General features: G+C 59.5%; 20 protein-coding genes. 13 read left to right on the forward strand and 7 right to left on the reverse strand.

The features are described 5' to 3' along the window. The first annotated feature begins 19 nt into the window (after positions 1-19). The 4 genes from prpC to prpD all read left to right on the forward strand — a co-directional run bounded on the left by prpC (position 20) and on the right by prpD (position 6,873). Positions 20-1,147, forward strand: coding sequence for a bifunctional 2-methylcitrate synthase/citrate synthase (gene prpC, locus ACYZTZ_RS06280; RefSeq protein WP_095128807.1), 1,128 nt, complete (start codon positions 20-22; stop codon positions 1,145-1,147). 206 nt (positions 1,148-1,353) lie between these two features. Continuing rightward, positions 1,354-3,948, forward strand: a complete 2,595-nt coding sequence (gene acnD, locus ACYZTZ_RS06285) for a Fe/S-dependent 2-methylisocitrate dehydratase AcnD (protein ID WP_461997552.1) — start codon at positions 1,354-1,356, stop codon at positions 3,946-3,948. A gap of 54 nt (positions 3,949-4,002) precedes the next feature. Beyond that, positions 4,003-5,193, forward strand: a complete 1,191-nt coding sequence (prpF, locus tag ACYZTZ_RS06290) for a 2-methylaconitate cis-trans isomerase PrpF (RefSeq protein ID WP_461997553.1) — start codon at positions 4,003-4,005, stop codon at positions 5,191-5,193. Between the two features lie 195 nt (positions 5,194-5,388). After that, a complete protein-coding gene (gene prpD / locus ACYZTZ_RS06295; RefSeq protein WP_461997554.1) occupies positions 5,389-6,873 on the forward strand; it encodes a 2-methylcitrate dehydratase in 1,485 nt (494 codons plus the stop codon). 7 nt (positions 6,874-6,880) lie between these two features. Here prpD and ACYZTZ_RS06300 read toward each other — a convergent pair whose 3' ends face one another. Next, positions 6,881-7,828, reverse strand: coding sequence for a DMT family transporter (locus ACYZTZ_RS06300; protein WP_461997555.1), 948 nt, complete (start codon positions 7,826-7,828; stop codon positions 6,881-6,883). A 92-nt stretch (positions 7,829-7,920) separates the two neighbouring features. Between ACYZTZ_RS06300 and ACYZTZ_RS06305 the strand changes: the two genes are divergently transcribed. Beyond that, a complete protein-coding gene (locus tag ACYZTZ_RS06305; RefSeq protein WP_461997556.1) occupies positions 7,921-9,330 on the forward strand; it encodes an aminotransferase-like domain-containing protein in 1,410 nt (469 codons plus the stop codon). 123 nt (positions 9,331-9,453) lie between these two features. On the opposite strand, the gene ppsR is transcribed toward ACYZTZ_RS06305, so the two are convergent. After that, a complete protein-coding gene (gene ppsR / locus ACYZTZ_RS06310; RefSeq protein ID WP_033055694.1) occupies positions 9,454-10,272 on the reverse strand; it encodes a posphoenolpyruvate synthetase regulatory kinase/phosphorylase PpsR in 819 nt (272 codons plus the stop codon). A gap of 174 nt (positions 10,273-10,446) precedes the next feature. Here ppsR and ppsA point away from each other — a divergent pair, with 174 nt between their 5' ends. The 8 genes from ppsA to ACYZTZ_RS06350 all read left to right on the forward strand — a co-directional run bounded on the left by ppsA (position 10,447) and on the right by ACYZTZ_RS06350 (position 18,507). Then, positions 10,447-12,822 carry a phosphoenolpyruvate synthase gene (gene ppsA / locus ACYZTZ_RS06315; RefSeq protein WP_461997557.1) on the forward strand — a complete coding sequence of 792 codons (2,376 nt, stop codon included), beginning with the start codon at positions 10,447-10,449 and terminating at the stop codon, positions 12,820-12,822. Positions 12,823-12,922: 100 nt separating this feature from the next. Beyond that, a complete protein-coding gene (locus tag ACYZTZ_RS06320; protein WP_461997558.1) occupies positions 12,923-13,912 on the forward strand; it encodes an alpha/beta fold hydrolase in 990 nt (329 codons plus the stop codon). A gap of 121 nt (positions 13,913-14,033) precedes the next feature. Beyond that, a complete protein-coding gene (gene rraA / locus ACYZTZ_RS06325; protein ID WP_056744215.1) occupies positions 14,034-14,525 on the forward strand; it encodes a ribonuclease E activity regulator RraA in 492 nt (163 codons plus the stop codon). A gap of 26 nt (positions 14,526-14,551) precedes the next feature. After that, positions 14,552-15,547: a zinc transporter ZntB gene (locus ACYZTZ_RS06330; protein WP_461997559.1), complete on the forward strand. Its 996-nt coding sequence runs from the start codon at positions 14,552-14,554 to the stop codon at positions 15,545-15,547. 63 nt (positions 15,548-15,610) lie between these two features. Further along, on the forward strand, positions 15,611-15,859 hold the full coding sequence (locus ACYZTZ_RS06335; RefSeq protein ID WP_008146303.1) for a hypothetical protein: 249 nt from the start codon (positions 15,611-15,613) through the stop codon (positions 15,857-15,859). A 2-nt stretch (positions 15,860-15,861) separates the two neighbouring features. Beyond that, positions 15,862-16,686 (forward strand): mechanosensitive ion channel family protein, encoded by an 825-nt coding sequence (locus ACYZTZ_RS06340; RefSeq protein WP_008027407.1) that lies wholly within the window; start codon positions 15,862-15,864, stop codon positions 16,684-16,686. Between the two features lie 88 nt (positions 16,687-16,774). Next, positions 16,775-17,365 (forward strand): RNA polymerase sigma factor SigX, encoded by a 591-nt coding sequence (gene sigX / locus ACYZTZ_RS06345; protein ID WP_461997560.1) that lies wholly within the window; start codon positions 16,775-16,777, stop codon positions 17,363-17,365. A 107-nt stretch (positions 17,366-17,472) separates the two neighbouring features. Continuing rightward, a complete protein-coding gene (locus ACYZTZ_RS06350) occupies positions 17,473-18,507 on the forward strand; it encodes an OmpA family protein (protein ID WP_056744219.1) in 1,035 nt (344 codons plus the stop codon). 62 nt (positions 18,508-18,569) lie between these two features. On the opposite strand, the gene cobA is transcribed toward ACYZTZ_RS06350, so the two are convergent. The 5 genes from cobA to ACYZTZ_RS06375 all read right to left on the reverse strand — a co-directional run bounded on the left by cobA (position 18,570) and on the right by ACYZTZ_RS06375 (position 26,971). Further along, positions 18,570-19,406: a uroporphyrinogen-III C-methyltransferase gene (cobA, locus tag ACYZTZ_RS06355; protein ID WP_461997561.1), complete on the reverse strand. Its 837-nt coding sequence runs from the start codon at positions 19,404-19,406 to the stop codon at positions 18,570-18,572. A gap of 10 nt (positions 19,407-19,416) precedes the next feature. Further along, the gene (locus tag ACYZTZ_RS06360; protein ID WP_461997562.1) at positions 19,417-22,131 is read right to left on the reverse strand and encodes a nitrate reductase; all 2,715 of its coding nucleotides are present in this window, start codon (positions 22,129-22,131) and stop codon (positions 19,417-19,419) included. Beyond that, complete coding sequence (nirD, locus tag ACYZTZ_RS06365) at positions 22,131-22,448, reverse strand: nitrite reductase small subunit NirD (protein ID WP_008146292.1); 318 nt, start codon at positions 22,446-22,448, stop codon at positions 22,131-22,133. The genes ACYZTZ_RS06360 and nirD overlap by 1 nt, the downstream gene beginning before the upstream one ends. Beyond that, positions 22,445-24,898, reverse strand: a complete 2,454-nt coding sequence (nirB, locus tag ACYZTZ_RS06370) for a nitrite reductase large subunit NirB (protein WP_046047896.1) — start codon at positions 24,896-24,898, stop codon at positions 22,445-22,447. The genes nirD and nirB overlap by 4 nt, the downstream gene beginning before the upstream one ends. A 402-nt stretch (positions 24,899-25,300) precedes the next feature. Beyond that, positions 25,301-26,971: a protein kinase domain-containing protein gene (locus ACYZTZ_RS06375; RefSeq protein ID WP_461997563.1), complete on the reverse strand. Its 1,671-nt coding sequence runs from the start codon at positions 26,969-26,971 to the stop codon at positions 25,301-25,303.

Raw genomic sequence — 26,971 nt, forward strand, 5'->3', positions numbered from 1 at the left:
TTCAAGATTGGAGACAGCAATGGCCGAAGCAAAAGTACTCAGTGGCGCCGGGCTCCGTGGCCAGGTTGCCGGGCAAACCGCACTGTCCACCGTGGGCCAGTCGGGCGCAGGCCTGACCTATCGTGGCTACGACGTTCGCGAACTGGCGGCTGACGCTCAGTTCGAAGAAGTGGCCTACCTGCTGCTTTACGGTGAACTGCCGACCAAAACCCAACTCGCCGCTTACATCAGCAAGCTGAGCAAGCTGCGCGACCTGCCGCAAGCACTGAAAGAAGTGTTGGAACGCATCCCCGCCGACGCCCACCCGATGGACGTGATGCGCACCGGTTGCTCGTTCCTGGGCAACATCGAGCCGGAGAAAGACTTCTCCGAACAACATGACGTGACTGACCGTTTGCTCGCCGCGTTCCCGGCGATCATGTGCTACTGGTATCGCTTCAGCCACGACGGCAAACGCATCAGCTGCGTGAGCGACGAACAATCCATCGGCGGCCACTTCCTGCACCTGCTGCACGACAAGAAGCCGAGCGAGTTGCACGTCAAAGTGATGAATGTTTCGTTGATCCTCTACGCGGAGCACGAGTTCAACGCCTCGACCTTCACTGCACGGGTTTGCGCCTCGACGCTGTCGGACATGTACTCCTGCGTCACGGCCGCCATTGGCTCGCTGCGTGGTCCGCTGCACGGCGGTGCCAACGAAGCGGCAATGGAAATGATCGAGCGCTTCAGCTCGCCGGAAGAGGCGATCAAAGGCACCCTCGGCATGCTCGAGCGCAAGGACAAGATCATGGGCTTCGGCCACGCGATCTATAAGGACAACGATCCGCGTAACGAGGTGATCAAGGGCTGGTCGAAAAAACTCGCTGACGAAGTGGGCGACACCGTGTTGTTCCCGGTTTCCGAAGCCATCGACAAGACCATGTGGGAACAGAAAAAACTGTTTCCGAACGCCGACTTCTACCATGCGTCGACGTACCACTTCATGGGCATCCCGACCAAGTTGTTCACACCGATCTTCGTCTGCTCGCGGCTGACCGGCTGGGCGGCGCACGTGTTCGAACAACGTGCCAACAACCGCATCATCCGCCCGAGCGCCGAATACGTCGGCGTCGAACAGCGCAAGTTCGTGCCAATCGAACAACGCTGAATGGTGAGCTGACCCGGAGCAGGAAAACACCGCTAAACCCTTGTGGGAGTGAGACCGGCTTGCCGGCGATGACGGACTGACATTCAACATTGATGTCGACTGATGTATCGCTATCGCGAGCAGGCTCGCTCCCACAGTGGAGGTTGTGAGCTTCGAATCCTGTGCCAGGCCCCACCTTTTGAAACTACCGTGACCGAGTCCTGACGATGAACACTGAATTCCGTAAACCGCTGCCCGGCAGCCATCTGGATTACTTCGACGTCCGCGCGGCTGTCGAAGCCATCCAGCCCGGCGCCTACGACACTCTGCCGTACACCTCTCGCGTGCTGGCGGAAAACCTGGTGCGTCGCTGCGACCCGGCCACGCTCACTGAATCCCTGAAGCAATTCATCGAGCGCAAACGCGACCTCGACTTCCCATGGTTCCCGGCCCGTGTGGTGTGCCACGACATTCTCGGCCAGACCGCGCTGGTCGACCTCGCCGGCCTGCGTGACGCCATCGCCCTGCAAGGTGGCGACCCGGCGCAAGTGAACCCGGTGGTGCCGACGCAATTGATCGTCGACCACTCCCTGGCTGTCGAGCGCGGTGGCTTCGATCCTGAGGCGTTCGAGAAGAACCGCGCTATCGAAGACCGTCGCAACGAAGACCGTTTCCACTTCATCAACTGGACCAAAAAGGCCTTCAAGAACGTTGATGTGATTCCGCCGGGCAACGGGATCATGCACCAGATCAACCTGGAGAAAATGTCTCCGGTGATCCAGGTGCGCGATGGTGTGGCGTTCCCCGACACTTGCGTCGGCACCGACAGCCACACTCCTCATGTCGATGCACTGGGCGTGATCGCCATCGGTGTCGGCGGCCTGGAAGCTGAAAGCGTAATGCTCGGCCGCGCATCGTGGATGCGTCTGCCGGAAAGCGTCGGCGTCGAATTGACCGGCAAGCTGCAACCGGGCATCACCGCCACCGACATGGTGCTGGCGCTGACCGAGTTCCTGCGTCAGCAAAAAGTCGTCGGCGCGTGGCTGGAATTCTTCGGCGAAGGCGCCTCGGCGCTGACCCTCGGCGACCGCGCGACCATTTCCAACATGGCCCCGGAATACGGCGCCACTGCTGCGATGTTCTACATCGACCAGCAGACCATCGACTACCTGAAACTCACCGGCCGTGAAGACGAGCAGGTGCAGTTGGTCGAGAGCTACGCCAAGACCACGGGACTGTGGGCTGACAGCCTGAAAGGCGCGCAATACGAGCGCGGGTTGACCTTCAACCTGTCTTCGGTGGTGCGCAACATGGCCGGCCCGAGCAACCCGCACGCCCGCGTCGCCACCTCGGACCTCGCCGCCCAAGGCATCTCCGGCCAGTGGACCGAAGTACCCGGCCAGATGCCGGACGGCGCGGTGATCATCGCCGCCATCACCAGTTGCACCAACACCAGCAACCCGCGCAACGTCATCGCCGCCGGCCTTCTGGCGCGCAATGCCAACAAGCTCGGCCTGACTCGCAAGCCATGGGTCAAATCGTCCCTGGCGCCGGGTTCGAAAACCGTGGCGCTGTACCTGGACGAAGCCGGCCTGACCACTGAGCTGGAGCAACTCGGTTTCGGTATCGTCGCCTTCGCCTGCACCACCTGCAACGGTATGTCTGGCGCGCTGGACCCGGTGATCCAGCAAGAGATCATCGACCGCGACCTGTACGCCACCGCTGTGCTGTCCGGCAACCGCAACTTCGACGGCCGGATCCACCCGTACGCCAAGAACGCCTTCCTTGCTTCGCCGCCGTTGGTCGTGGCTTACGCCATCGCCGGGACCATCCGTTTCGACATCGAAAAAGATGTGTTGGGTGTGGTCGACGGCAAGGAAATTCGCCTGAAAGATATCTGGCCGAGCGACGAAGAAATCGACGCAGTGGTCAAGGCGTCGGTCAAGCCGGAGCAGTTCCGTCAGGTTTACATTCCGATGTTCGCCATCCACGAAGACACCGGTCCGAAAGTGACGCCGCTGTACGACTGGCGCGAGATGAGCACCTACATCCGCCGTCCGCCGTACTGGGAAGGCGCGCTGGCCGGGGCTCGTCCGCTCAAGGGCATGCGCCCGCTGGCAGTGCTGCCGGACAACATCACCACCGATCACCTGTCGCCGTCGAACGCGATCATGCTCGACAGCGCCGCCGGCGAATACCTGGCGAAAATGGGCTTGCCGGAAGAGGACTTCAACTCTTACGCAACTCATAGGGGCGACCATTTGACTGCGCAACGCGCCACCTTCGCCAACCCGAAACTGTTCAATGAAATGGTTCAGGAAAACGGCAAGGTCAAACAGGGTTCGCTGACTCGCGTCGAGCCGGAAGGCAAAGTGATGCGCATGTGGGAAGCCATCGAAACCTACATGGAACGCAAACAGCCGCTGATCATCATTGCCGGCGCCGACTACGGTCAGGGATCGTCCCGCGACTGGGCGGCGAAGGGCGTACGTCTGGCCGGTGTGGAAGCGATTGCGGCCGAAGGCTTCGAGCGCATTCACCGCACCAACCTGGTGGGCATGGGCGTGTTGCCGCTGGAATTCAAACCGGGCACCGACCGCAAGACATTGGGCATCGATGGCAGCGAAACCTACGACGTGATCGGTGAGCGCACCCCGCGTGCCGAGCTGACGCTGGTGATCAACCGCAAGAACGGCGAACGCGTCGAAGTGCCGGTGACCTGCCGCCTCGACACCGCCGAAGAAGTGTCGATCTATGAGGCGGGCGGCGTGCTGCAACGCTTCGCTCAGGACTTCCTCGAAGAATCGGCGGTTGCCGTTTAACACGATGAGTTCGGGCGGGGCCATGCGGTCCCGCTCGATCCTAAAAGGAACATCATGGCTCACGCACCCCAGATCAAAATCCCCGCCACCTACATGCGTGGCGGCACCAGTAAAGGCGTGTTCTTCAGCCTGAAAGACCTGCCCGAAGCGGCACAGATTCCAGGGCCTGCTCGCGATGCCTTGTTGCTGCGCGTGATCGGCAGCCCCGACCCGTACGACAAGCAAATCGACGGCATGGGCGGCGCAACCTCCAGCACCAGCAAAACCGTGATCCTGTCGAAAAGCATCAAGGCCGATCACGACGTCGATTACCTGTTCGGTCAGGTGTCCATCGACAAGCCTTTCGTCGATTGGAGCGGCAACTGCGGCAACTTGTCGGCGGCGGTCGGTTCGTTCGCCATCAGCAATGGTCTGGTGGACGCCAGTCGCATCCCGCACAACGGCGTTGCCGTGGTTCGCGTGTGGCAGGCCAACATCGGCAAGACCATCATCGCCCACGTGCCGATCACCAACGGTGAAGTGCAGGAGACCGGTGATTTCGAACTCGACGGCGTGACCTTTCCGGCCGCTGAAGTGCAGGTCGAATTCATGGATCCGGCAGCGGAAGAAGAGGGTGGCGGTGGTTCGATGTTTCCTACCGGCAACCTGGTCGATGACCTCGAAGTACCTGGCGTCGGAACCTTCAAGGCGACCATGATCAATGCCGGTATTCCGACGATTTTCGTCAATGCCGAAGACATCGGTTACACCGGCACCGAGCTGCAAGGCGCGATCAATAGCGATCCGAAAGCGTTGCTGATGTTTGAAACCATTCGGGCTTACGGCGCATTGCGCATGGGCCTGATCAAGGATCTGGACGAAGCGGCCAAGCGTCAGCACACCCCTAAGGTTGCTTTTGTGGCCAAGCCTGCGGACTACGTTGCTTCGAGTGGCAAAGCGATTGCGGCGGGCGATGTCGATCTGTTGGTGCGGGCGCTGTCCATGGGCAAATTGCACCACGCGATGATGGGCACGGCGGCGGTGGCGATTGGTACGGCGGCGGCGATTTCCGGCACGCTGGTGAACCTCGCAGCGGGTGGTATTGAGCGCAATGCTGTGCGCTTTGGGCATCCGTCCGGCACCTTGCGCGTGGGTGCTGAGGCGAGCCTGGTGAACGGTGAATGGACCGTGAACAAAGCCATCATGAGCCGCAGTGCGCGGGTGTTGATGGAAGGCTACGTCCGCGTGCCGGGTGATTCCTTCTAACTGACACATACCTCTGTAGGAGCTGCCGAAGGCTGCGATCTTTTGATCTTGCCATTAAAAAGAAAAATCAAAAGATCGCAGCCTTCGGCAGCTCCTACAGTTGATTGCATTGCCAAAACAAGAAGGTTGTAACTAACCGAGATTGATCCCTGAACCGAGGTCCCATCAACGAACCACTTCAAGAGTGAATCGAACATGAGCACCAACGTTGACCAGAACAACCGTCCCGACTACGACACGGTCCTGCGGGACATTGCCGACTACGTCCTCAACTTCAAGATTCAATCTGTCGAAGCCCTCGACACCGCCCGCAACTGCCTGATGGACACGTTGGGCTGTGGCCTGCTGGCCCTGCGCTTCCCCGAGTGCACCAAACACCTCGGCCCCATGGTGGAAGGCACCGTCGTCCCGTTCGGCGCGCGCGTCCCCGGCACCAGCTATCGCCTCGACCCGGTCAAAGCGGCGTGGGACATCGGTTGCATCGTCCGCTGGCTCGATTACAACGACACCTGGCTCGCCGCCGAATGGGGCCATCCGTCCGATAACCTCGGCGGCATTCTCGCGGTGGCCGATCACTTGTCGCAAAAGCGCCTGGCCAATGGCGATGCGCCGCTGACCGTTCGCGCTGTGCTCGAAGCCATGATCATGGCTCACGAAATCCAGGGCGTGATCGCGCTGGAAAACTCCTTCAATCGTGTAGGCCTGGATCACGTCATCCTGGTGAAAGTCGCCTCGACCGCTGTCACCGCCAAGCTGATGGGCGCCAATCGTGAGCAGTTGTTGTCCGCGTTGTCCCACGCCTTCGCCGACGGTCAGGCGCTGCGCACTTACCGTCATGCGCCGAATGCCGGATCGCGTAAATCCTGGGCGGCCGGCGACGCGTCCAGCCGTGGCGTGCGGCTTGCGGACATCGCGATGCGTGGCGAAATGGGCATCCCCGGCGTACTGACCGCCAAACAATGGGGCTTTTACGACGTGCTGTTCAGCCACACCAACAACGATCTGGCGCTCAAGCCCGAAGACAAACGCGCGTTCAGCTTCTCCCGGCCGTACGGCAGCTACGTGATGGAAAACGTGCTGTTCAAAATCAGCTTCCCCGCCGAATTCCACGCGCAAACGGCTTGCGAAGCGGCAGTGACGTTGCATCCGCAAGTCAGAAATCGCCTGCACGAAATCGACAAAATCGTCATCACCACCCACGAATCGGCGATCCGCATCATCTCCAAGGTCGGCCCGCTGGCCAACGCTGCGGACCGTGACCATTGCATTCAGTACATGACAGCCGTGCCGCTGGCGTTCGGCAATCTGGTGGCCGAGCAGTACGAGGACGATTTCCACGCGGCGCATCCGATCATCGACGTGCTGCGCGAAAAAATGGTCATCGTCGAAGACCCGCGCTACACCCGCGAATACCTGGAGGCCGACAAACGCTCCATCGCCAATGCGATACAGGTGTTCTTCAAGGATGGCTCCAGCACCGAGAACGTGTTGGTGGAATACCCGATCGGCCATCGCCGTCGCCGCACCGACGGCATTCCGCTGCTGGAAGACAAGTTCAAGGCCAATCTGGCGACGCGGTTCACCGCCCAGCGCAGCGCCGAGATCTTTGCGTTGTGCAAGGACCAGGCTGCGCTTGAGGCGACACCGGTGAATCGGTTCGTGGATTTGTTTGTGATCTGACCGTCGCCTAGGGGTTTGCTTTTTTGCCGATGAGCCACTTTTCCACAGGCAATTTGGTGATCGCAAACCCCGTCAGCAAAATCGCCGAGTACATCATCAGTTCCCGGGACAAGGTTTGCCCCTCGTACCAGGCACCGATGATCACCGCAAACACCGGAAAAATGATGAACACAAACGACAAAATGATCGGGCTCAGCCGCTTGAGCAGCAGGAAGTAAACGATAAACCCGCCCACCGACGCCACCAGTCCCAGATAGAGCAGGGCGCTCCACGACCGCGCGGTGATGGCATCGAACACCGGTGCTTCGACACTCAATCCGGCGACAAACAGCATCAGCCCGGCGATGCCGATTGGCAGCGTGTTGTAGGTAATGACGCTGATCGCCGTGCCGTGTTTTTTAGTCACCACGTAACACAGCGCATGCATCACCGCGGCGCAGAGAATCGCCAACACCCCGAACAACTCAGCATGGTCCAGATGTAGCCCCTGGCTGCGGATGATCATGAACAGGCTGCCGAAGCCTATGGCGATTCCGAGCACTTGCGAGGGGTAGATTTTCTCCCGCAGAAACAGCGCGGAAAACAGCAGGATGAACACTGGCATGCAGCTGAACAGCAGTGCCGTCAGGCCGGACGAAACGTGCATCTCGCCGTAGTTGAGCAAGTAATACGGCAGGCTGAAATACGTCAACGTGACGAAGACAAAGAACCAGCGGCTCTCCCTGGGAAACAGCAGCGGTTCACGACGGATCAGGGCGAAGCCGAGAAAGAGCGGGAAGGCGATGAGGAATCGCAGGCCGGCGGCGGTCAGCGGCGGCACGCTTTCAACGGCAATCTTGATCCCGAGCCACGTCGTGCCCCAACTCAGGCACACGATCAGGAACAGCACGCTGGTGACCAGGGCGGCGAGCCAGGGTTTTGCAGTACATGAAGGTGCGCTGATGGCAATGGACATGATCGAACTCCTTTTATCGTCGGAATTGACCTTCATCTGCAAAAGGTCTATCCCTGATTGAACCTGTTTCAAGCACGCTATTCGGGGCTGCAATGACTGTCAAAACAAGTATTGCCATGGTGTCAATCCTGCGCGACGGCCTGGCGAACGGTCTGGGGGTGAAATACAAACGCCTCGCCGACGGGATCGAAAAAGGCATCGCTGAAGGGCTGATCGAGCCCGGCTGCAAATTGCCGCCTCATCGGTTGCTGGCGGATAGCCTCGGCGTGACCATCGGCACCATCAGTCGCGCTTACGGTGAACTCGAACGTGTGGGATTGGTGGTCGCTCGTGTAGGAGACGGCACGTATGTGCGTCAGCGCGGGATGGAGCGATCGCGGGACGGTGGCTTTCGCAATGTCAGCGATGAGCCGCGGGCGTTTTTTGACATGAGCCACAATCAACCGATTCCGGGGCAGGAAGCGCTTTCTTTTAGTCAGAGCCTGCAAGCGTTGTCCCTTGATCCTGAGGCGTTGCAACACCTCGGGTGCTACAGCGCCGAGGCTGGATTGCTACGCTACCGTGCGGCGGGCGCGCACTGGCTCAGGCATCAAGAGTTTGTCCCGAGCGCCGAGCAGATCGTTTGCGTGAACGGCGGCCAGCACGGTCTGTTGTGTGCCTTGATGGGGTTGCTCAAGGCGGGCGATACGTTGGTGACGGAGCACCTGACTTACCCGGGGTTGATCAGCGTCGCACGCCAGCTCGGGATAAAACTCATCGGTGTCGGGATGGATGATGAAGGACTGATGCCCGATGCCTTGGATGAGGTTTGCCGCAACCATCGTGTGTCGGCGCTGTATTGCACACCGACGATCCAGAATCCTACGGCTGCCGTGATGTCCGTCGCACGGCGGGAAGCGATTGCAGAGGTCTGTCGGCAGCACAATCTGTTGATCTTTGAAGACGAAGCCCACGCGGTATTGGCTCAACAGCGACCGTTACCCTTGAGCCATTTCGCCCCGGAGCGCTCGGTGCTGATCGGCAGCCTGAGCAAGGCGGTTTCGGCAGGTTTGCGAGTCGGTTACCTGCATGCGCCGCAACCGTTGATCGGACGCTTGAGCGCAGCAGTGCGCGGGACGTGCTGGATGGCCAGCCCGTTGTCGCTGGAGGTGGCGAGTCTGTGGATAGAAAACGGCATTGCCGAGCAGTTGCTGGGCCAGCAGATTGCCGAGATCGGTCGGCGCAAGGCGTTGGTGAGTGGTGTGCTGGAGGGCCTGGCGTACAAAACCCATTCCCATAGCCCGCACTTCTGGATCGAAGTGCCCGAACCGTGGCGGGCCTCGCAGATTGCTGAGGAGCTTAAGGCGAATAATTATCTGATCGCCACCGCTGAAGCGTTTGCGGTCGGGCATGGGGCGGTGCCGCAGTTCGTCAGGGCGAGTGTTTGTAATTCGGCGGGGGATGATCGGTTGTTGCTTCAAGGGTTTGATGCGCTGGTGGGCGCATTAACAGAGTCCGTGTAATCGTTCTTCGCGAGCAGGCTCGCTCCCACATTTGATCTTCAGTGGGCACAGCGTCTGTGTACGACAGAGATCCACTGTGGGAGCGAGCCTGCTCGCGAAAGCGATGTAACTGTCGCCGAAAAACTACTTGAACCGCCGCTCCACGCCTTTCTCCACCAAAATCTTCGCCGAAATCTCTTCCACCGAAAAATGCGTGGAATTGATGTGCGGGATGTTCTCGCGGCGGAACAAATTCTCCACCTCACGCACTTCGAATTCGCACTGGGCGTAGCTCGAATAGCGGCTGTTGGGCTTGCGTTCGTTGCGGATCGCGGTGAGGCGGTCCGGGTCGATGGTCAGGCCGAACAGTTTGTGCTGGTGGGCACGCAGGGTGGCTGGCAGTTGCAGGCGTTCCATGTCGTCTTCGGTCAGCGGATAGTTGGCCGCGCGGATGCCGAATTGCATGGCCATGTACAGGCACGTCGGCGTCTTACCACAACGCGACACGCCCACTAGGATCAGGTCCGCCTTGTCGTAATAATGCGTGCGCGCACCGTCGTCGTTGTCGAGGGCGAAGTTCACCGCCTCGATCCGCTCCATGTAATTGGAGTTGCTGCCAATCGAGTGGGACTTGCCGACGGTGTAGGAAGAATGCTCGGTCAATTCCTGTTCAAGAGGCGCCAGAAAGGTCGAGAAAATGTCGATCATGAAACCATTGGACGTTGCGAGGATCTCACGGATGTCCTGATTGACAATGGTGTCGAAGATGATCGGCCGAAAGCCGTCGGTTTCGGCGGCTTTGTTGATTTGTTGTACCATGGCCCGCGCTTTATCCACGTTGTCGATGTATGGCCGCGTGAATTTGCTGAAGGTAATGTTTTCGAACTGCGCCAGGAGGCTTTGGCCGAGGGTCTCGGCTGTGATGCCGGTGCCATCGGAGATAAAGAAAGCAGATCGTTTCATTTGCACCTTGGGCCTTAAGCTAGTGACGAATCTTGGATATGATAGGCGCGATTTGCCGGCCGCCAGTGGCCCGCATTCTCACTTATTTTCCAGGTCCAGGCCATACAGCCGGCAAACGCTCCCTGTAGCAGCCGGCTTCTGAGCTTTTCCAACACAGTTAGTGGAGAGATCACCTTGGTAGAGTACGTAGTTTCCCTCGATAAGCTCGGCGTCCATGATGTAGAGCACGTAGGGGGCAAGAACGCATCCCTGGGCGAGATGATCAGTAACCTTGCAGGTGCCGGTGTATCGGTGCCCGGTGGCTTCGCCACGACAGCTCAGGCTTATCGTGATTTTCTCGAGCTGAGCGGCCTGAACGATCAGATCCACGCCGCCCTCGACGCCCTGGACGTCGACGATGTCAATGCCCTGGCCAAGACCGGCGCCCAGATCCGTCAATGGATCATGGAAGCCGAATTCCCCGAGAAGCTCAACGCCGAGATCCGTACCGCGTTCGCCACGCTGTCGGCCGGCAACCCTGACATGGCCGTGGCCGTGCGCTCTTCCGCTACCGCCGAAGACCTGCCGGACGCTTCCTTCGCCGGTCAGCAGGAAACCTTCCTGAACATCCGTGGTGTCGAAAACGTTATTCGCGCCGCCAAAGAGGTGTTCGCTTCGCTGTTTAACGACCGCGCGATTTCCTACCGCGTCCACCAGGGCTTCGACCACAAGCTGGTTGCCCTGTCGGCTGGCGTGCAGCGCATGGTCCGCTCCGAAACCGGCACAGCCGGCGTGATGTTCACCCTCGATACCGAATCGGGCTTCCGTGACGTGGTGTTCATCACCGGCGCCTACGGCCTGGGTGAAACCGTCGTACAAGGCGCGGTGAACCCGGATGAGTTCTACGTCCACAAAGGCACGCTGGCAGCCGGTCGTCCGGCCATCCTGCGTCGCAACCTGGGCAGCAAAGCCATCAAGATGATCTACGGCGAAGTCGCCACGGCCGGTAAATCGGTCAAGACCATCGACGTCGACAAGGCTGATCGCGCACGCTTCTGCCTGAGCGACGCCGAAGTCAGCGAACTGGCCAAGCAAGCGATGATCATCGAAAAGCACTACAAGTGCCCGATGGACATCGAATGGGCCAAAGACGGCGACGACGGCAAGCTCTACATCGTTCAGGCCCGTCCTGAAACCGTGAAGAGCCGTACCTCGGCCAACGTCATGGAACGCTACCTGTTGAAAGAAACCGGCACCGTGCTGGTTGAAGGTCGCGCCATCGGCCAGCGCATCGGCGCCGGCAAGGTCCGCATCATCAAGGACGTGTCCGAGATGGACAAGGTCCAGCCAGGCGATGTTCTGGTCTCCGACATGACCGACCCGGACTGGGAACCGGTCATGAAGCGCGCCAGCGCCATCGTCACCAACCGTGGCGGCCGTACCTGCCACGCGGCGATCATCGCTCGCGAGCTGGGCATCCCGGCCGTGGTCGGTTGCGGCAACGCCACCCAGCTGTTGAAAGACGGTCAGGGTGTGACTGTGTCCTGCGCTGAAGGCGACACCGGTTACATCTTCGAAGGCGAACTGGGCTTCGACATCAAGAAAAACTCCGTTGATGCCATGCCTGATCTGCCGTTCAAGATCATGATGAACGTCGGCAACCCGGACCGCGCCTTCGACTTCGCACAGTTGCCGAACGCCGGTGTGGGCCTGGCCCGTCTGGAGTTCATCATCAACCGCATGATCGGTGTGCACCCGAAAGCGCTGCTGAATTACGCCGGGCTGCCACAAGAAATAAAAGACAGCGTCGACAAGCGCATTGCCGGCTACGACGATCCGGTTGGCTTCTACGTTGAGAAGCTGGTTGAAGGCATCAGCACCCTGGCCGCTGCGTTCACCCCGAAAAAGGTCATCGTGCGTCTGTCGGACTTCAAGTCCAACGAATACGCGAACCTGATCGGCGGCAAACTCTACGAGCCGGAAGAAGAAAACCCGATGCTGGGCTTCCGTGGCGCCTCGCGTTACATCAGCGAAGCGTTCCGTGACTGCTTCGAACTCGAATGCCGTGCCATTAAGCGCGTGCGCAACGAGATGGGCCTGACCAACGTCGAAATCATGGTGCCGTTCGTCCGCACATTGGGCGAAGCTAGCCAAGTGATCGATCTGTTGGCCGAAAATGGCCTGGCCCGCGGCGAGAATGGTCTGCGCATCATCATGATGTGCGAACTGCCGTCCAACGCGATCCTCGCCGAAGAATTCCTCGAGTTCTTCGACGGTTTCTCCATCGGCTCCAACGACCTGACCCAGCTGACCCTGGGCCTGGACCGTGACTCCGGGATCATCGCGCACCTGTTTGACGAGCGTAATCCGGCGGTCAAGAAGTTGCTGGCCAACGCGATTCAGGCCTGCAACAAGGCTGGCAAGTACATCGGCATTTGCGGTCAGGGTCCTTCGGACCACCCTGATCTGGCCAAATGGCTGATGGAGCAGGGCATCGAAAGCGTTTCGTTGAACCCCGATTCCGTACTGGAAACCTGGTTCTTCCTGGCTGAAGGTCAGGCGCAGGCTTGATGGTGTGAGTGAAGCCTCGGCCTGCTGCGGTGGGCCGAGGTTTTAAGATTCAAGTAGGGCGGGCTCCTCTGGAAGCCGCCCTTTTTTGTGCAAGAGCATTATGCAAAGCAGCAGCAACCTATTTCCTGTCGCCCTGATCAGCGCCGAGCGGCGCGGCGATCTGAGCGAAGACGTCTATCGTCTGAAACCCGGCAACAGCCCTGACGGCACCGTCGAACTGGCTGTGACGCGCCTGGGCATGGCGGATGGCTCAGACGCGCGTGGCGTTCCGGTTATTTTGCTTCACGGCAGCTTTTCCAATCGCCGGTTCTGGTTTTCCCCGAAGGGGCTTGGACTGGGCGCCTATCTGACGCGTCTGGGATTCGATGTATGGATTCCCGAAATGCGCGGCCACGGCCTGTCCCAGCGTAACCAGAACTACCGCAAGAACCGCGTTGCCGACTACGCCCGTTACGATTTGCCGGCCATTGGCGCGTTCGTGCGCGAGCAGAGCGGCCAGATCCCGCACTGGATCGGTCACTCGCTGGGCGGGATTACCCTGGCGGCGGCGCTGGGTGGTGAGTACATCGGCGAACCGGTGGTGGCTTCCTCGGCGTTTTTCGGTACGCAAATCAGTCGCACCTACTGGCCGTTGAAGATTCCGCCGGTGGAGTGGAGCGGGCGCTTCATTCTCAAACGCTTTGCCCAGTTGTCCGGTTCACGGCTCAAGCGCGGCCCGGAGGACGAGCCCATTGGCCTGGCCCTGGAAAGCATGCGCTGGCATGGCCTGTTCGGGCGCTTTGGCGATGCCGACAAGGATTGGTGGGCCGGGTTGGCCGACGTTCAGTTACCGGTATTGGCTGTGAGTGCCGCAGGTGACCATCAGGACCCGACCTGGGCTTGTCGCAAGCTGTTCGATCAGGTGGGTTCCGAGCATAAGCAATTCATCAACCTGGGTCGCGAGCAGGGCTTTGGCGATAATTTCGGTCATGTGGAGATGCTCGTCAGCAAAGCCGCCCAGACTGAAGTCTGGCCGCTGGTGGCGCGCTGGTTGGCAGATCAGCAGACGCCATTGCTGGGTGAAAAACCGGATCTGGCCGCGGCGGTCTGAGCCTGATGCTCTAACAAGGGCATTTCGCTCTGTTCGGCTAGCGGCTAAGATATGACGCATTGAGCTGTTCTGGTCACGTTTCGACACCCTCGATTGTCTTCCTCTTTACAGGAGTTTCTCGATGAATCATTACCTCACGCCTGACCTGTGCGACGCCTATCCGGAGCTGGTGCAGGTGCTGGAACCGATGTTCAACAATTTCGGTGGCCGTGATTCCTTCGGCGGCGAAATCGTGACCATCAAATGCTTCGAAGACAACTCGCGGGTCAAGGAACAAGCCGAACTCAAGGGTAATGGCAAGGTGCTGGTGGTCGACGGTGGCGGTTCCCTGCGTCGTGCGCTGCTGGGCGACATGATCGCCGAGAAGGCCGCGAAAAACGGTTGGGAAGGGCTGGTAATCTACGGTTGCATTCGTGACGTCGACGTCATCGCGCAAACCGACCTGGGGGTTCAGGCCCTGGCCAGCCACCCGATGAAAACCGACAGACGCGGTGTTGGCGATCTCAACGTAGCCGTGACCTTTGCTGGCGTGACGTTCCATCCAGGCCATTACATCTACGCGGACAATAACGGCGTGATCATCTCGCCAAGCCCGCTGAAAATGCCTGAATAAAGCGCTACACCAACAAAGGGGTGAGGATGTTCGAGGAAGAAAACGCGCAGTGGGGGCTGGTGCATGCCCTGGTGCTGGACGGTAAAGGCGGTGCGCGTTCGATAGCCCGGACTGAACTCGATGCCTTGCAGCTGCAGGCCCATGAAAGCCTGTGGCTGCACTGGGATCGCAGTCACCCGCAAACCCAGACCTGGTTGCGAAAATTCAGCGGTCTGAGCGAATTCAGCTGTGATCTTTTACTTGAAGAAAACACCCGACCGCGTCTTTTACAGCTTTCGGACAGCGAACTGCTGCTATTTTTGCGTGGGGTCAACCTGAACCCGGGCGCCGAGCCGGAAGACATGGTCTCGGTGCGGATTTTTGCGTCGGCCCAGCGGGTTATTTCTCTGCGTTTGCGTCCGTTGCGCGCCACCGATGATTTGCTGGTGCAACTCGCCGAAGGCAAAGGACCGAAAACGGCGTCAGAACTCATCCTTTATATGGCGCAATACCTCACCAACAAGGTGCAGGATCTGGTCAGTTGCCTCTCGGAAGTGGTCGATGAGGAAGAAGAAAAGCTGGATGCCGACGAACGGTATACACCCGAGCACGGAGCTATTTTGCAGATCCGTCGCAGGGCCGCTGCGCTGAAACGTTTTCTTGCGCCGCAGCGGGAAATATTCGGGCAGCTGACACGGATAAAACTGCCTTGGTTCGTCGAAGACGACGGTGATTACTGGAACGAATTGAACAATAGCCTGACTCGGTATCTCGAGGAGCTGGAATTGACCCGGGAGCGGGTGGGGTTGGTCCTCGAGGCCGAAGATAGACGTTTGAGCGTGCGCATGAACCGCACGATGTACCGTTTCGGAATCATCACCGGGATCTTTTTGCCGATGAGTTTTCTGACGGGTCTTTTAGGTATCAATGTCGGCGGGATTCCGTTCTCTGCAAGCCCCTATGGCTTCCTGATTGCCTGCCTGATGATGGTCTCGGTGGCAGTGGGGCAGTGGTGGTTATTCCGACGTTTGCGCTGGGTCTGAGGGTGAGCCATGTGACCCGGGCAAATTTGATCGCGTCTTTCACAGACATCACGAGAGGTGCGTATGCACGATCCGTTTGAACAGTCTTTGCGTGACATGCTCAAGGCATCACCGTCCACCCGGGACGACGATGCGTGCCTTGGGCGTGTACTGAAAACCGCCAACCGCCAGGTCGGCGCCGGTGATCTGTTCAGTCTGCTGGGCCGCTGGTTGCCCGCGCTGATGATTGCCTTGAATAACGGATCGGCCCATGTCGCTCCGGTTTCCCGTCACCGTAAACCTACCGTTCGCACTGCTGATAAGGCTGATTGAATATGGAACTTGATCTCTGGACTCAGAGCCTCGTCACTGCAATGACTGCGTTATGGACCAAGGTTGCAAATTTCATCCCGAACCTGTTCGGCGCACTGGTTGTGCTGCTGTTGGGTTTCGTCGTTGCGAAACTTTTGGACACTTTGTTGTCCAAGTTGCTCGCCAAGCTGGGGCTCGATCGCCTGATGGGCGGCACCGGTCTGACAAAATTGCTGTCCCGGGCCGGCCTTCAAGTGCCGATCTCTACCTTGATTGGCAAGATTGTCTATTGGTTCGTTCTGCTGATTTTTCTGGTTTCTGCCGCAGAATCCCTTGGGCTTGAGCGAGTTTCGGCTACGCTCGATATGCTTGCGTTGTATTTGCCGAAAGTATTCGGCGCCGCGCTGGTGTTGCTGGTGGGTGTATTGCTCGCACAATTGGCCAATGGGCTGGTGCGGGGTGCGGCAGAGGGCGTAGGGCTGGATTACGCTGCGGGCCTGGGGCGAATTGCCCAGGGCCTGGTGATTATCATCAGTATTTCGGTCGCAATCAGCCAGTTGGAGGTCAAGACTGACCTGCTCAACCACGTGATTGTGATTGTATTGATTACCGTTGGTCTGGCGGTTGCGCTGGCCATGGGGTTGGGAAGCCGGGAAATTGCCGGTCAGATTCTTGCGGGAATCTATGTGCGTGAGTTGTATCAGGTTGGGCAACAAGTGCGTGTTGGCGAGGTCGAAGGTCAGATCGAAGAGATCGGCACGGTTAAGACCACATTGCTGACCGATGAGGGTGAGCTGGTCTCTCTCTCCAATCGGATCCTCCTGGAACAGCATGTGAGTAGCCGCTAACCCGGCAAATTCTGCTAATGTATGCCGCCGCAAAATGCCCTGAAAAGGGCTGCGGCGGACATTGACCTGACTGTCGGCCCGACTTGTTTTGAATAAAGCTCAATCGCTGTCCACGCGCTACGACCCCCGCGAGCTCTCTGATGAGGAGTTGGTCGCGCGCTCGCATAACGAGCTGTTTCACGTAACGCGCGCCTATGAAGAACTGATGCGGCGTTACCAGCGAACATTATTTAACGTCTGTGCACGGTATCTTGGGAACGATCGTGACGCAGACGATGTCTGTCAGGAAGTGATGTTGAAGGTGCTGTATGGCCTGAAGAACTTCGAGGGCAAATCGAAGTTCAAGACATGGCTATATAGCATCACGTACAACGAGTGCATCACGCAGTATCGGAAAGAACGGCGAAAGCGTCGCTTGATGGATGCTTTGAGTCTGGACCCCCTCGAGGAAGCGTCTGAAGAAAAGGCGCCGAAACCTGAGGACAAGGGTGGACTTGATCGCTGGTTAGTGTATGTGAATCCGATTGACCGTGAAATTCTGGTGCTACGATTTGTCGCAGAGCTGGAATTTCAAGAGATCGCGGATATCATGCACATGGGTTTGAGTGCGACAAAAATGCGTTACAAACGTGCTCTAGATAAATTGCGTGAGAAATTTGCAGGCATTGCTGAAACTTAGTTCGGCGCAAATATCTCTTACGTGTAGGCAAGTTCTGATAGACTTGCCGCCGAGTTGTCCCCCGGTTTGCGGGACTGCTTCACAATCACCAGATGGGGATTTAACGGATGAAACTGAAAAACACCTTGGGCTTTGCCATTGGTTCTCTTATTGCCGCTACTTCGTTCGGCGCGCTGGCACAAGGCCAAGGCGCAGTTGAAATCGAAGGCTTCGCCAAGAAAGAACAGTACGACAGCGATCGTGACTTCAAAAACAACGGCAACCTGTTTGGCGCTTCCGTAGGCTACTTCATCACCGACGACGTTGAACTGCGTCTGGCTTACGACGAAGTGCACAACGTGCGTTCCGATGACGGTCGTAACGTTAAGGGCGCTGATACCGCTCTGGACGCTCTGTACCACTTCAACAACCCAGGCGACATGGTCCGTCCATACGTTTCTGCCGGTTTCTCGGACCAGAGCATTGGCCAGAACGGCGGTGGCGGTCGTAACCGTTCCACTTTCGCCAACGTTGGCGGCGGTGCCAAGCTGTACTTCACCGAGAACTTCTACGCCCGTGCTGGCGTTGAAGCTCAATACAACATCGACCAGGGCGACACCGAGTGGGCTCCAAGCGTCGGTATCGGTGTGAACTTCGGTGGCGGCTCCAAGCCTGCTGCTGCTCCAGTTCAAGCACCGGCTGAAGTCTGCTCCGACAGCGACAACGATGGCGTGTGCGACAACGTTGACAAGTGCCCGGACACCCCAGCCAACGTAACTGTTGACGCTGACGGCTGCCCAGCAGTTGCTGAAGTTGTTCGTGTTGAGCTGGACGTGAAATTCGACTTCAACAAGTCGGTAGTCAAGCCTAACAGCTACGGCGACATCAAAAACCTCGCTGACTTCATGAAGCAGTACCCATCGACCACTACTGTTGTTGAAGGTCACACTGACTCCGTCGGTCCTGACGCTTACAACCAGAAACTGTCCGAGCGTCGTGCAAACGCCGTTAAGCAAGTTCTGACCAACCAGTACGGTGTTCAGTCGTCCCGCGTTCAGTCTGTTGGCTACGGCGAGTCCCGCCCAGTTGCTGACAACGCCACTGACGCTGGCCGCGCTGTAAACCGTCGCGTAGAAGCGAAGGTTGAAGCTAACGCTAAGTAATTAGCGCGCAGCTCTGAAAAGCCCGGCTTAGGCCGGGCTTTTCTTTGTCTGCGATTTGGGTTTTAGCGGGAGATTTGCGTTGCGGCGAAAAGATCGCAGCCTTCGGCAGCTCCTACATTGACCGTGTGCAAATCCAATCCCGTAGGAGCTGCCGAAGGTTCGGGCCGCGTTTCGGACGATCTTTTGATCTCATCACCCCCCGCGACAGCTCCGATGACCAGGATGGCCGGGCTTTTTAACTCAAAGGCGTAGGCATCTTCTTCCATCGCCGTCAGGTCGCTCCGACATTCCCGTTGGTGTGGCAGGGAAGCGTTTTCGATCATTGCCACCGGTGTATCCGCCGCCATTCCTCCGGCGAGCAACTGCTCACGAATCTCGCTCAGTTTTGCGACACCCATATACACCACCAGCGTCGTGCCACCTTGGGCCAGGGCTTGCCAGTTCAGACTGCTGCCATCCTGAGTGTGGGCGGTGACCAGCGTCACGCCGCGCGCAACGCCCCGCAGGGTCAACGGAATATCGCATTGTGTTGCGCCGGCAAGCCCGGCGGTGATGCCGTTGACCAGCTCCACTTCGACCCCATGTTCACGCAGCCACTGCGCCTCTTCGCCGCCCCGGCCAAAAATGCACGGATCACCGCCCTTGAGGCGCACCACGCATTTGCCGTGGCGTGCATAACGCAGCATCAAGCGATGAATGAACGCCTGAGGTGTGGAGCGACAGCCGCCGCGCTTGCCCACGGGAATGATCCGCGCCTGCGGGCAATGCTCCAGCACCGCGTCGTTGACCAGGTCATCGATCAGTACGACATCCGCTTCGCTCAACGCCCGCACGGCTTTGAGGGTCAACAATTCCGGATCGCCAGGACCCGCACCCACCAGCCAGACTTTTGCGCTCATAGTGTTTTCCTCACGAGGTGACGGCGACCGGCTGCGCAGTGGCGGCCAGCAAACGCTTGATTTCCGGGACGCAGGAGCCGCATTGCGTGCCGCAGCCCAATTCTTGTTTCAATCCCTGCAGATCCAGGCCGCGGCTAATGCCGGCGCAGACTGCGCTTTGGCTGACGTTTTTGCAGTTGCACAGGGTTTTGTTCCCGACGTTCGGCGTATTGGCGTTGCCCGGTGGGGCGCTCAGCGGTGCCAGCAGCCAGCGCCTCAGCTGTTCGTCAGCACGACCTTCCAGCCACAGGCTTTGCAGCCAGTGTTGGGCAAGGGTTTCACCGGCCAGGCGAATGGCAGTGATCCGGCCGTTCTCGATCCGCACGCGTTTACCGATGGAGCGCCGTGGGTCGTCGTAGGCCAAAACCGGGCCGTCATTGAGTCCCAGGCATTGATCGATATCACGCAGCAGTTGCGGGTCGGGCGCGACGGCGCTGGCGGCGCGTATCAGCAGCGCGGGGCGTTCACGGCCGGCCAAGCTGAGACTGACGTAGGAAAACGCCTCACATAGCGGTCGTAGCGTCTCAAAATGCTGTTGAACATCGCCCTCGATCAGGGCGAACAGGTTCCACGGCAGTTGCACCGGTTCCAGGCGCACGCCGCTGTGTTTGAGTTCGGGCTGTTTCGACAACGGGTCGAAAGCCGGTTGGGTGAGCGCATTTACGCCACCCTTGAGGAAGCGGTCACCCCAATGCATTGGCAGAAAGGCCTGGCCGGGTCGTACGCTGTCGTCACCGCCGACGGCGACAATCACCGCGCCACGGCGACTTTTCAGGCTGACCAGGTCGCCCGATTGCAGCCGATGCCGACGCAGTTCATCCGGGTGCAAACTCAACACGGCTTCGCTGACGTGGCCGAATAGTTGCGCGGCGGTGCCGGTGCGGCTCATGCCGTGCCATTGATCCCGCAGGCGGCCGGTGATCAGGGTCAGCGGGAAGCGCGCGTCGCGTTGTTCCTTGGCGGCGCGGTACGGTTCGGCCACGAATTGCGCACGTCCGCTGGCCGTCGGGAATATTCCGTCCAGGTACAGCCGGGCGGTGCCTTCGCTGGCGCCAGTGGGGAAGGGCCATTGCTGCGGGCCGAGGCGGTCGATCAGTGCATGACTGATGCCGGACAAGTCCAGATCACGCCCGCGGGTCAATTGCTTGTACTCGTCGAAGACCTGCGCCGGGTTTTCAAAGGCAAACAGGCTGGTTTGATCGGGACGCAGATGTTTTTCCAGGCGCTGTGCGAAATCTACGGTGATCGCCCAGTCAGAGCGGGCTTCGCCGGGTGCGACGATGGCTCGACGAACGTGGGAAATGCGCCGTTCGGAGTTGGTCACCGTGCCGTCCTTTTCGCCCCAACTGGCGGCGGGCAGCAACAGGTCAGCGAAGGCTGCGGTTTCGGTGGTGCGAAAGGCCTCCTGCAATACCACGAACGGGCAGGCTTGCAGTGCCGCGCGCACGGCGGTTTGATCCGGCATTGATTGCGCAGGGTTGGTGCAAGCGATCCACAGCGCCTTGATTTTTCCGCTGCGCACCTGCTCAAACAACTCGATAGCGGTGAGCCCGGTGTTTGCAGGCAGTTGATCCACGCCCCAATACGCCGCCACTTCCGCGCGATGTTCGGCATTGGCGGCCTCGCGATGGCCTGGCAGCAGGTTCGACAAGCTGCCGGTTTCGCGGCCGCCCATGGCATTCGGCTGACCGGTCAGCGAGAAAGGTCCTGCGCCGGGGCGGCCGATTTGCCCGGTGGCCAGGTGCAGGTTGATCAGTGCGCTGTTTTTCGCGCTGCCGGCGGTGGACTGGTTCAAGCCCATGCACCACAGCGACAGGAAGCTCGGTGAAGTGCCAACCCATTCGGCGCATTGCTGCAGTTGCTCGACGCTGATCCCGCAGAGCTGCGAAACCATCTGCGGCGTGTAATCGCGCACCAGGTTCTTCAGTTCGGCCAAGCCTTCGGTGTGGGCCTTGATGAAGTCGCGGTCGACCCAGTCTTCCCACAGCAGCAGGTGCAAAATCCCATGGAACAAGGCGACATCGGTGCCTGGCAGAATCGCCAGGTGCAGGTCGGCCAGATCGCAGGTGTCGGTACGACGCGGGTCGATGACGATGACTTTCATCTGCGGACGGCTGGATTTCGCTTCCTCCAGGCGACGGAAAAGTATCGGGTGGGCGTAGGCCATGTTGCTGCCGACGATCATCACGCAGTCGCTCAATTCCAGGTCTTCGTAGCTGCACGGCGGTGCGTCAGCGCCCAGGCTGCGCTTGTAACCGACCACTGCCGAAGACATGCACAGGCGCGAATTGCTGTCGATGTTGTTGGTGCCCACTAGCGCTCGCGCCAGTTTGTTGAAGGCGTAGTAATCCTCGGTCAGTAATTGCCCGGAAATGTAGAACGCCACGCTGTCCGGGCCGTGTTCGGCGATAGTCTCGGCAAAAACGCTGGCGGCGTGATCGAGAGCGGTGTCCCAGTCGGTGCGGCTGCGGGCCAGGCCTTTGCCCAGGCGCAGTTCGGGATACAACGCTCGGGCCGCGAGGTCGCCGGTCAGGTGCAAGGTAGAGCCTTTACTGCACAGTTTGCCGAAGTTGGCCGGGTGGGCCGGATCGCCGCTGACGCCGAGAATGCGCTCGCCGTCATGCTCGATCAGCACGCCGCAGCCGACCCCGCAATAGCAGCAGGTGGAAGCGGTGATCTGGTTCATCAGCTTGCTTCCCGCAGGGCCAGCAACACCCGGCCATTCTCGACCCGTGCTGAATGGTGGTGAGCGCAACCGATGTCCGGGGCCTGGGCTTCGCCGGTTTCCAGGTCGATCTGCCAGTTATGCAGCGGGCAGGCGACCCGTTTGCCGTAGATCAAACCTTGGGACAGTGGCCCGCCCTTGTGCGGGCAGCGGTCATCGAGTGCGAAAACCTCATCGTCGCTGGTACGAAAAATCGCGATGTCGCCCTTCGGGCCGGCGATGATCCGCGAGCCCAGGGCATTGATTTCTTCCAGTGCGCAGATATCCAGCCAGTTCATGCCGACACCTCCAGGTTCTTCACTGCAATGACGTCGAATTCTTTTTTCAGCTGCGGTTGTTCCAGGCGTTCCTTCCACGGGTCCTGCTCGAACGACAAGGAGAATTGCAGGCGATCGTTGAGCGCCTTGCGCCGCTCCGGGTCTTCCAGCACGGCTTTCTTGATGTGTTCCATGCCGACCCGTTGCAGGTAATGCACGGTGCGTTCGAGGTAGAACGCTTCTTCGCGATAGAGCTGCAGGAACGCGCCGTTGTATTCGCGCACTTCCTCGGCGGTCTTGAGCTTGACGAAGAATTCCGCGACTTCGGTCTTGATCCCGCCGTTGCCGCCGATGTACATCTCCCAGCCCGAATCCACGCCGATAATTCCGACGTCCTTGATGCCCGCTTCCGAACAGTTGCGTGGGCAACCGGAGACGGCCAGTTTCACTTTGTGCGGCGACCACATGTTGAACAGGTCGTGCTCAAGCTCGATGCCCAGTTGCGTGGAGTTCTGGGTACCGAAGCGGCAGAATTCACTGCCGACGCATGTCTTCACGGTGCGGATGGATTTGCCGTAGGCGTGGCCAGACGGCATGTCGAGATCCTTCCAGACGCCTGGCAGGTCCTGCTTCTTGATCCCCAGCAAATCGATACGCTGGCCTCCGGTCACCTTGACCATTGGCACGTTGTATTTGTCGGCCACGTCGGCAATGCGCCGCAGTTCCGAAGGATTGGTCACACCGCCCCACATCCGAGGGACTACAGAGTAAGTGCCGTCCTTCTGAATGTTGGCGTGGGCCCGTTCGTTGATCAGGCGCGATTGCGGATCGTCCTTGGCTTCGCCCGGCCAGGTGGAAATCAGGTAGTAGTTGAGCGCCGGGCGGCACGTGGCGCAGCCGTTCGGCGTACGCCAGTTCAAATAGCTCAGGGTGCCGGCGATGGTCAGCAGATGCTGCTCGCGGATGGCCTGACGAATTTGCCCGTGGTTCAGGTCGCTGCAACCGCAAATGGCTTTTTCGCTTTTCGGTTTGACGTCCGCCGCGCCGCCCACGGTGTTGATCAGGATCTGTTCCACCAATCCGGCGCAGGAGCCGCAGGAGCTGGCAGCCTTGGTGTGTTTCTTGACGTCGTCGACGCTGAACAACCCGTGCTCCTGAATCGCCTTGACGATGGTGCCTTTGCACACGCCATTGCAGCCGCAGACTTCGGCGGTGTCGGCCATGCTCATGGCTTTGTCCTGGCCTTGATGTCCTACATCGCCTAGAGCGTTTTCGCCGAACATCAGGTGATCGCGGATCTCGTCGATGGCGTGGTTCTCACGGATCTGCCGGAAATACCAGCCACCGTCTGCCGTATCGCCGTACAGACAGGCCCCGACCAGCACGTCATCCTTGATCACCAGTTTTTTGTAGACCCCGCCGATAGGGTCGGAGAGGGTGATGGTTTCGGTGCCTTCGCCACCCATGAAGTCGCCGGCGGAGAACAGGTCGATGCCGGTCACTTTCAATTTGGTCGACGTCACCGAGCCCTTGTAGGTGGCGAAGCCCAGTTGGGCGAGGTGGTTGGCGCAGACCTTGGCCTGTTCGAACAGCGGCGCCACCAGGCCGTAAGCGATGCCGCGGTGGCTGGCGCATTCGCCGATGGCGTAGATGCGTGGGTCGTAGGTTTGCAGGGTGTCGTTGACCAGAATCCCGCGGTTGCAGGGGATGCCGGATTTTTCCGCGAGTTCGGTGTTGGGGCGAATACCGGCGGCCATCACCACCAGGTCGGCGGGGATGATGTCGCCGTTCTTGAATTCAACCGAGCCGACCCGGCCATTGCCGGCGTCATGCAGCGCCTGGGTTTGCTCGCAAAGACGAAAGTGCAGGCCGCGGGCTTCCAGGGCGGTTTGCAGCAATTGGCCGCTGGTTTTGTCCAGTTGCCGTTCCAGCAGCCATTCACCGATGTGCACCACGGTGACGTGCATGCCGCGCAGCATCAGACCGTTGGCGGCTTCCAGACCGAGCAGGCCGCCACCGATCACAACGGCGTGCTTGTGGGTTTTCGCGGTGTCGATCATGGCCTGGGTGTCGGCGATGTCGCGGTAGCCGATCACGCCGTCCAAGGTGTTGCCGGGGATCGGCAGGATGAACGGAGTCGAGCCGGTGGCGATCAGCAGGCGATCATATTCGGCCTCGCTGCCGTCTTCGGCGATAACCCGGCGTTTGACCCGGTCGATCTCCACCACTTTGCGGTTGAGCAGCAGTTTGATGTTGTTGTCCAGGTACCAGTCCAGATCGTTCAGCACGATCTCTTCGAAGGTTTGTTCGCCGGCCAGCACGGGCGACAGCAGGATGCGGTTGTAGTTGGTATGGGGTTCGGCGCCGAAGACCGTGATGTCGTACAGCTCATTGCTCAGCTTGAGCAGCTCTTCCAGGGTGCGAACCCCGGCCATGCCATTGCCGATCATCACCAGTTTTAGTTTTTTCATCAGGTTCTCCGGGGAGCTCGGACCCGCCTCATCAGGGCTTTCAGGTCTTGCTCGACAAAATTTGCGCAAACAAAAAAAGGCGTCCCGCTAGTTGCCTAGCGAGGACGCCTTTGTCCTGGTCCCGTTCTCTCGGGAAGCGCATCCTTCGTCGTTGAAGGCTGGGCTTTATGTCTGTTGAGAAAGGTAATGCAGTGGTTGTGCCAAGTCGCACAAATGCCGAATTTATGGGCTCTCAGCATGGGAGAAGGGTGTTTGCGTGCACCGGTTCAATGCGCGATGCCCGGTTTTGAAGCAGAAAGATCAAAAGATCGCAGGCTGCGCCAGCTCCTACAGGGGATCGTGGGCCACCCGTAGGAGCTGGCGCAGCCTGCGATCTTTTGATCTTTTGGGGCAGTGAAAACCTCAGCCATGAAACAGTAAAAACAGCAGCACCAGATTCACCAACAACGACACCAGCGCCAAGGTTCGCCAGACCTTCAGCGGTTCGCGCTCCAGCAGCGGCCTGGGTCGCACGCTCAAACTGCGTCGCTCGCCCTGTTCCAACAGCAACAACCATTCTTCCGCCGTTTCAAAGCGCTGACCCGGATCCGCCGCCACGGCGCGCTCCAGACTTTGCGCAATCCATTCCGGCAGGTCGGGTCGATAGCGACTGGCGCTGACAGAAACCCCGAACCGTGGGCGCTGGAAGGCTTCGATTTCGCCGTAGGGATAATGCCCGGTGAGCAGGAAATACAGGGTCACGCCGACGGCATACAAATCCTGTTGCGGTGTCGGTGCGTCCCCGCGAAAGGCTTCCGGCGCGATATAGCTGGGCGTTCCGGGCAGGGCAGAAGGCTGATCTTCAGACAGGCCAGGGCAGTAGGCGAGACCGAAGTCCAGCAGGCGTAATTCGCCGTCGTCCCCCAGCAGCAGGTTCTCCGGTTTGATGTCGCGATGGAAAATCTGCCGTCGATGCAGTATGCCAACGGCGCGCAGCAGGCGTTCGGCCAGATCCAGCCATTGGGGCAGAGGCAGCGGTCCGACATCTGCTTGTAGTTCCGCCAGGGTAGATCCGGAATATTCCCGCATCACGTAGTACAAATGCTGACGCTGACTGGCGGCATGGACCTCAGGGAAATGCCGCCCGGCCACGCGCTTGAGAAACCACTCTTCTGACAGCAACGCCTGCCCTGCGAGGTGATCGTCGCGCAGCGCGCCCGGCAAGGTTTTCAGCAGCCAGGGTTGTTGTTGCCCATCGCGCACCCGATAGAGCAATGACTGCTGGCTCTGACCGAGTATCCCTTCGACCTGCCAACCTTCGAAAGTCTGGCCTGGTTTCAAGGCTGGCGGCAGCGGCCATTGCTGCAAATGAATCAACGCATCGCCGATGCTCGTTTCACCGAGGGCATCGACTCGCACCAGCAAGGCGCTGGCATTGTCCTGGCTGCCGGCCAGATGCGCCGCGTTGACCAAGGTCTGCGCAGCGCTGTTGAGATCCGGTTGGTCGCGCAGAATTGCCGCAATCGCGGTGTCACCCAGCACGGCCCAAATGCCGTCGCTGAGCAGTACGAAGCTTTCGTTCAGCCGCAGTTCGCCATCGAGAAAATCCAGTACCAAATGCTGATCGAGCCCCAACGCTCGCTTGAGCACATGCTGCATGCCCGGTTGGTCCCAGACGTGATCCTCGCTGACCCGTTGCAAGGTGTCGGCGTGCCAGCGATAAACCCGGCAATCGCCGACATGGGCCAAGGTAAACCGCCTACCGCGCATGACCAAAGCACTGACAGTGGTGAGCAACGGTTGCCCACCGCCATTGGCCTGCAACCAGCGATTTTGTGCCAGCAGCAGGCGATCCAATGCCTGCGCGACGCCCCAGGTTTCCGGCGTGGCGTAGTAATCCAGCGCCAGGGCCTGCAACGTCGAGCGGGCGGCGAGACCACCGTCAGCGCACTGGCTGACGCCATCGGCGATGGCGAACAGGTAACCCTTGCTCGCCGCCAGCGCCGGGGCCGGAGTCACCAGGCGCAGGGCGTCCTGATTCTCCTCGCGAGGGCCGATGGCGCTCGCTTCGGCAAAACTCAGTTGCAGGCTCAT

The organism is Pseudomonas sp. LB3P58 (assembly GCF_054897895.1).

Coding starts and splice junctions, on each gene's coding strand:
- prpC (WP_095128807.1), top strand. CDS start 20: ATGGCCGAAGCAAAAGTACTCAGTGGCGCCGGGCTCCGTGGCCAGGTT.
- acnD (WP_461997552.1), top strand. CDS start 1,354: ATGAACACTGAATTCCGTAAACCGCTGCCCGGCAGCCATCTGGATTAC.
- prpF (WP_461997553.1), top strand. CDS start 4,003: ATGGCTCACGCACCCCAGATCAAAATCCCCGCCACCTACATGCGTGGC.
- prpD (WP_461997554.1), top strand. CDS start 5,389: ATGAGCACCAACGTTGACCAGAACAACCGTCCCGACTACGACACGGTC.
- ACYZTZ_RS06300 (WP_461997555.1), bottom strand. CDS start 7,828: ATGTCCATTGCCATCAGCGCACCTTCATGTACTGCAAAACCCTGGCTC.
- ACYZTZ_RS06305 (WP_461997556.1), top strand. CDS start 7,921: ATGACTGTCAAAACAAGTATTGCCATGGTGTCAATCCTGCGCGACGGC.
- ppsR (WP_033055694.1), bottom strand. CDS start 10,272: ATGAAACGATCTGCTTTCTTTATCTCCGATGGCACCGGCATCACAGCC.
- ACYZTZ_RS06320 (WP_461997558.1), top strand. CDS start 12,923: ATGCAAAGCAGCAGCAACCTATTTCCTGTCGCCCTGATCAGCGCCGAG.
- rraA (WP_056744215.1), top strand. CDS start 14,034: ATGAATCATTACCTCACGCCTGACCTGTGCGACGCCTATCCGGAGCTG.
- ACYZTZ_RS06330 (WP_461997559.1), top strand. CDS start 14,552: ATGTTCGAGGAAGAAAACGCGCAGTGGGGGCTGGTGCATGCCCTGGTG.
- ACYZTZ_RS06335 (WP_008146303.1), top strand. CDS start 15,611: ATGCACGATCCGTTTGAACAGTCTTTGCGTGACATGCTCAAGGCATCA.
- ACYZTZ_RS06340 (WP_008027407.1), top strand. CDS start 15,862: ATGGAACTTGATCTCTGGACTCAGAGCCTCGTCACTGCAATGACTGCG.
- ACYZTZ_RS06350 (WP_056744219.1), top strand. CDS start 17,473: ATGAAACTGAAAAACACCTTGGGCTTTGCCATTGGTTCTCTTATTGCC.
- cobA (WP_461997561.1), bottom strand. CDS start 19,406: ATGAGCGCAAAAGTCTGGCTGGTGGGTGCGGGTCCTGGCGATCCGGAA.
- ACYZTZ_RS06360 (WP_461997562.1), bottom strand. CDS start 22,131: ATGAACCAGATCACCGCTTCCACCTGCTGCTATTGCGGGGTCGGCTGC.
- nirD (WP_008146292.1), bottom strand. CDS start 22,448: ATGAACTGGCTGGATATCTGCGCACTGGAAGAAATCAATGCCCTGGGC.
- nirB (WP_046047896.1), bottom strand. CDS start 24,898: ATGAAAAAACTAAAACTGGTGATGATCGGCAATGGCATGGCCGGGGTT.
- ACYZTZ_RS06375 (WP_461997563.1), bottom strand. CDS start 26,971: ATGAGCCTGCAACTGAGTTTTGCCGAAGCGAGCGCCATCGGCCCTCGC.